3 protein-coding genes are annotated in these 4,911 nt (G+C 72.9%); all 3 read right to left on the reverse strand.

The window, feature by feature from the left end; all coding sequences use genetic code 11:
* Positions 1–147: 147 nt before the first annotated feature.
* The 3 genes from V7793_RS33240 to V7793_RS33250 are packed head-to-tail and all read right to left on the reverse strand — an operon-like array spanning position 148 to position 4,609.
* Positions 148–1,050 carry a galactosyltransferase-related protein gene (locus tag V7793_RS33240; RefSeq protein ID WP_336013428.1) on the reverse strand — a complete coding sequence of 301 codons (903 nt, stop codon included), beginning with the start codon at positions 1,048–1,050 and terminating at the stop codon, positions 148–150.
* A complete protein-coding gene (locus V7793_RS33245) occupies positions 1,038–3,026 on the reverse strand; it encodes a glycosyltransferase (RefSeq protein WP_336013430.1) in 1,989 nt (662 codons plus the stop codon). Before V7793_RS33245 ends, V7793_RS33240 begins: the two co-directional genes overlap by 13 nt.
* Before the next feature lie 44 nt (positions 3,027–3,070).
* Complete coding sequence (locus V7793_RS33250; RefSeq protein WP_336013429.1) at positions 3,071–4,609, reverse strand: carbamoyltransferase C-terminal domain-containing protein; 1,539 nt, start codon at positions 4,607–4,609, stop codon at positions 3,071–3,073.
* Positions 4,610–4,911 lie beyond the last annotated feature (302 nt).

Below are 4,911 nucleotides of genomic sequence, written 5' to 3' on the forward strand. Positions count from 1 at the left end.
GTTCCCGGACCGGAGGCACCGTGGCCGGGGACGATGGCCGTCAGGGCTTGTGGCCGGAGGCCGCGGGCTCGATGTGTTCGTGCAGCTCCAGCATGCGGAACAGCGAAGGGCCCGCAGCTCGCCCGGAGCCGGTCTGCATGCGTCCCCCTACGGAATACGGAACCGGGACACGGCCGGACGAAGGTCCTCCTCGATCATCGCCGCCGGGCCCGCCGCCAGGCGTTCCCGCAGGCGGGCCTTGTTGGCGTCCCACTCCGGCCCGGCGACGTAGTGGCGTGGATGCTCCAGGTGCAGGCAGGTGAGGGAGGGCTCGGCCGTCCAGGCGCGGATCAGCGGGACGCGCGAGGCGATCTTCGTCAGCAGGTCGTCGTCCTCGCAGCCCCAGCCCGTGTAGGCGGGGCAGTACCCGCCGACCTCCGCGAACCGCTCGGCCGGCAGCATGAGCTGGCCCCAGTGGAAGGGGGCCTGGCGTTGCATCCACGACGGCAGGTCGGGGTCGTACGCGGGCGGTGGCGGCCAGACCATCGGGGTGGGCACCCGTACGCCGCCCTCCCCCATCAGCTCCCGCTCCATCCGCTCACCCCTGTAGGGGACGAGCGCGGGGCCGGGGGCCGCGGTGACGTAGCAGGTCCGCCCGGCCGGGGCCGCCACCCGGATGTCGACGGGCTCCGGCAGGCCGGCACGCGCCAGGGCCGCGGCGCCGCCGGGCAGCCGGTACATCCAGGGCTGGGCGAACGCGGCGCCGTCCGCCAGCCGCAGGGCCCGCCGCACATAGTCCCGGCCCAGCGGGAGGACGTCGGAGTCCGTCAGGCACAGTACGGGGGACCGGGCTTCGGCGGCGGCGATGTTGCGCAGCGTGCCCGCCGACCGGATGCCCGGGTCGGCGTGGACGACCCGGACCCCCGGGAGGTCCACGCCGAGGTCCCCGGCGGTCGCCACGACCACCTCGCAGGGCACGTCCTGCGCCAGCCAGGCCCCGGTGACGGCGGCGAGGCCGGCCCGGCCCCCGTGGTCCCCGTACAGCGGTATGGCCACGGTCACTTCGGGCATGGGGTTCCTTCCTCCCGGGCACGGCGCCAGCGCGCCGAGGGGCTGAACTCGACGCCGTTCTTCCACAGGTGCAGCAGGTGATGACAGGCGGCCGGCCCCTGGGCGGCCAGCAGGTCGGCGTGTTTGGCGAGGATGTACTGGTGTTCGTCCACGAACTGCTCGCCGGGGGAGGCGAAGGTGAGCGACTCGGCGTGCCTCCGGTAGGAGAAGAGGGCCCGCGGGACGATGTCCCCTTCCTGCCCTGAGCGCTCCAGCCGGATCAGCAGTTCGACGTCGTCGAGCGTAGGCAGGCGCTCGTCGTAGCCGCCGACGGCGGCCAGAGCCGAGCGCCGCAGGAGGCGGGTGCGTTTGCCGCCGGTACTGAGGAAGGGCATCAGGGCGGGGACCGTCCCCAGAGGCGCGTCCATGGTGTTCACCAGCCCGAAGTGCCGCACGTAGCAACTGACATGGCCCAGGTCCGGGGCTCGCTGGAGGGCCGCCAGGGCGGTGGCGACGCAGTCGGGCTCCAGCAGGTCGTCCCCGTCGAGGGGGAGGACGAAGTCGCCGCTCGCCGCGGCGATACCCGCGTTGTACGCCGACCCGGGCCCGCCGTTGGGCTTGTCGACTTTGACGACGCCGGTCAGTGCGTCGAAGGCGGCACGCGTCGCGGGATCGGTGGAGCCGTCGTTGACCACGACGATCTCGGTCCGGGGGTGGGTCTGCGCCCGGACGGAGGCGACGGTCTCGGCCAGCCAGCGGCCCTTGTTGTAGACGGTGATCACCACCGAGACGGCGGGGGTGCCTTCCACACCGGCCTTTCGGGGCCTTCGGCGCGCTTCGCGGTAGGCGTCGGCGAGGAGCCGCACGGCGATGACGGGGTCGCTCCGGGACCGCGCGGCGGCGGACCCGAGCCGGGCTGTCGCGTCCAGGAGGTGCGCATCGGCGCCGGTGAGCCGGCCGAGCAGCCGTGCCAGCGCGTCCGGATCACCCGCCGGGGCGACGAACCCGGACACCCCGTCCGTGACCAGTTCCGCGGTGCCTCCGCCGGAGGCGCACACGACCGGGCAGCCGTGGCCCATCGCCTCCAGCGCCTCGTAGGGGCGGTTGTCCCAGCGCGCAGGAACCACGCACAGCCGCGTGTTCCGCCACAGACGCCCCCGGTCGGGGGCTTCGGCCGGGTCGAGGAACGTGACGCGTCCACGCAGCGGACCGAAGACGAGCCCGTCGAGGCACCGGTCGAGGTACCGGTCACCGGGCAGTGCCGCGCCCGGACGGCCGGTCCTCCGGCCGAACAGCGTGAAGGTGACGTCCGGGTCGGACTCGGCGAGCCGGGCTGCCGCGGTCAGGAACACGTCGGCTCCGCCCAGGGTGCCGACCGGTCCCGCGAACGTCACCTGCCGGAGCGGTTCGCCGCCCGGCGGCCGCGTGAGGAGATCGGAGGGGGCGAGCGGGCAGGGGCTGTAGCGGCACTCGCTGTTGAGGGACCGGGCGTACTCGGCGACGCTGTGCGAGGGGAGCAGCACCAGGTCGGCGTGACGGATGCAGTACTCCTCGGCGTATGCGGCCATCGCCCGGTCGGTGTCCCCCGGCTGTTCTCCGCTGAGGGGACCGGTCAGCGCGGCGGGCGCGTGCGCCCGCACGGTCAGCGCGGTGTCCGGGAACTCGCCGAGCAGCCGCTTGGCCCGGATCGTCGTCAGCCCTTCGCCGTCGCGGTCGGGGAATTCCACCGCGTCCAGCCCGGAATCCGCGGCGAGCGCGCGCAGGGCCTCGTAGATCCGGTCGGCGTGGGCGTGCGCGGGGGTGAAATAGGCGTACCCCTCCGGCCGGGCGGCGAGCGGGACGGGGCACAGGCCGTGTCGTTCGGCCTCGCCGAAGTCGCCGGTGGCCGACAGCAGGTGGACCCGGTGGCCGTCACGCACCAGTTGCCGGCCTGCGTTGAGGACGTACCGGCTCACCTGGTCCCACGACGGGCGGAAGTCACGGACCACCAGGGCCACCCGCAAGCCCTGCCCCTGCCCCTCCCCCGCCTCGGCCCCCGCCGTCACAGCCGCCGGTAGCACTGGTCGCCCACCACCATGATGTCCACACCCCGCTTCTGGCAGTACCGCGTCAGGTCGGACATGCGGTTGATGAAGCCGAGGCCGTTGAAGTTGAGCGAGGTGTTGCACAGCACCCCCGCGCCGTACTGCGCGGCGAAGGCCGAGAGCAGGGTGTGCAGAGCAGGGTCGGTGTCCGGGGTGACGGTCTGTACGCGGGCGGAGCCGTCCACGTGGGTGACCGCGCGCAGGTCCGCCGAACGCACCTTGCGGAAGTAGAGCATGTACGGGTCCTCGAAGCCGCCGTGGAAGAGCCGGTCGGTGTCCTCGGCACGGCAGCAGGGCGCGATGGGCCGGTAGCCCTCCCTCTTCTTGATGGCGTTGAGCCGGTCCCTGGTGCTCTCCCAGAACGGCTCGGCCAGCAGCGAACGATGGCCGAGGGCGCGCGGCCCGATCTCCCAGCGGCCCTGCACCCAGGCCACCACCGCGCCCTCGCCGATGGCCCGGGCCAGCGCTCCGTGGTCCAGCGGGGACCGCTGCCACACGGCGGGATCGGCCTCGGTGTCGTGCACGAAGTCCAGGCCGCGGTAGACGTCCCACTCGATGCGCGGGTCGCCGGTGAAGTGGACCAGGGCGTCGGCGGCGGTGCCGATCGCCGAGCCGGAGTCGTTGGCGACGGGCGGCACGAACACGGAGGAGAAGTGGCCGAGCCCGGCCCACATGGCGTTCCAGTCGCAGTTCAGGCCGCAACCGCCGGACACGAGCAACGGTGTACCCGCGGGCAGGTGCGCGCGGGCGGCCTCGGCGAAGATCCTGAACAGGCGGCTGCTCAGCAGCGCCGCCGCGGCCTTGGTGCGGGGCGACTCGACGCCCGCGTCGTACAGCGGGGAATCCCGGAAAGCGTGCTTCGGCGGCGGGTAGACGGTGGACAGCGCGAGAATCCGGTCGACGGCCTCCGTGGTCTCCCGGTCCGCGTCGCCGGGATCGGCGTAGGCGGCCAGCGCCATCAGCTTCCCCGCGTCTCCCAGCCGGGGCGCCCTGGCCTCCGCGGGGAAGGAGGGATCGGCGAGCGCGAAGAGGAAGGCGTAGCGGCCGCCCGGCTCGTCCAGCACCGGAACGTGGCGCACGATACGGCAGTCCCGGTCGACGAGGTAGAAAGCACCCGTCTCGCCCTCCCACACCAGGACGCTGCGCAATTCGGCGTCGTCCGGTGGCGCCAGGGCGAGTGCCGCCATGATGTGCGAGCGCTCGTGGGAGGACGAGAACCAGCGGACTTCCTTGCCGAAGAAGCGCCCGAGCCGCTGCTCGACGGCGTGCGGATCGGTGTACCCCGCCCCGACGGCGCGGTGCGCGACCGGAGGGTCCTGGCTCCAGCCGCCGAGCGCGATGACATCGGGCAAGTCCCCGACCAGCTCGGCCGCTTGGAGCAGCCCCGCGGCGCCCACGGCGGAATAGCGCTTCCCGGAGTCCTTCTCCGCCTCCAGTGAATACAGCAGCTTGCGGTCCCGTACGACGGCGATCGTTCCGTCGTGAGCCGGCTTCATGGCGAATATCAGCAATTTCCGACCCTTCTCGGCAGCGGGGCAGGCATGGAGTTCTGCCGCCGGATTCGGCGGTCCCCTGACGCGCTGGCCGAAAGCCCCACGGCCGTGTTCTGCGGAGTCGTCCCCGGCCCTATCGTTCCGGGGATGACCGGGAACACGACTGAAGTGAGCGTGGTTATTCCGCTCTATGGAGAGCACCGAGGGCGGACGAGCATCCCCGCCGTGACCGCAGCGTGGCTCGCCCAGGACGTGCCCTGCGAGGTGGTCGTCGCCACCGCGGGCGACCTGCACCTCGACGACAC

The organism is Streptomyces sp. KLMMK (assembly GCF_036961605.1).
GTDB lineage: Bacteria > Actinomycetota > Actinomycetes > Streptomycetales > Streptomycetaceae > Streptomyces > Streptomyces telluris.